Source organism: Streptomyces sp. WM6386, assembly GCF_000972385.1.
Lineage (GTDB): Bacteria > Actinomycetota > Actinomycetes > Streptomycetales > Streptomycetaceae > Streptomyces.
Window position 1 is genome coordinate 1 of the sequence record NZ_JXTE01000286.1, and the last position, 820, is coordinate 820.

The 820-nt window shown below is 70.6% G+C and carries 1 protein-coding gene; it reads right to left on the bottom strand.

Going from position 1 to position 820, the window contains the following annotated elements:
- A partial coding sequence (locus TN53_RS41275; protein WP_046264028.1) for a PfkB family carbohydrate kinase occupies positions 1–487 on the bottom strand: 487 nt, incomplete at its 3' end.
- Between the last annotated feature and the right edge of the window lie 333 nt (positions 488–820).

Here is an 820-nt window from a genome sequence, read left to right on the forward strand (position 1 = left end):
GGTCGATGCTGATGGTGGCCCCGGAGGCGGCTGCGGCCAGGAAGTCCTCCACCACCCCCGCCCCGGGTTCCTTCACCAGGGCCAGTGACCCGGTGTGCACGCAGGCGGTGTCGGCCAGGTCCACCCCGGCCAGTTCCGCACCCGTCCACTGCCAGTCCGCGGTGGCCTGCGCATGGAAGGAGAACGTGGCCTGTCCCAGAGCGTCCAGCTCGGCCACGGCCAGCGTGCTGGGCTCGGCGGCCTCCACGGCGCCCGAGAGGTCGACCCCGGACGCCTCCAGGTGGGCCCGGAACAGTCGGCCGAACACGTCGCCGGACAGCCGCGCGAGGAAGCGGGCCGGGGTTCCCAGCCGGGCCAGGGCCACTGCCGTGTTGGCGGGTCCGCCGCCCGGCAGCACCCGCAGGGCGAGTTCGTCACGGGTGGGTGCGGGTTCGGTGAACGCGTCGGCGACGCACTCACCCAGGACGGTGATCTGGCGCGGGCTCATGGGCTGCTCTCTCTCGGAACTCTGGCAACGCGCGGACAGAAACGGGCACGTCGCGGGCGTTCGCCGAACCGCTTCGGACGGCGACGGCCACGGCCGTTGCCGATTTGTGACGGGCACAAGGCATTGACGTTGCCCGGAGGCGGAGTCCATCATCCTGGCCAAGCAGTGTCAACGATGACATAAGTCAACGATGACACTTCGGGACGGCATGCCCCGATGCCGGCCGCCCGCCCGCAATCCCGCAGGAGTTGTTCATGTCACGCATCTCTCGTCTGCCGTCCTCCTTGCTCAGAGCCGCCGCTTGCACGGGTGTCGCGGCCCTCGCCCTGACCG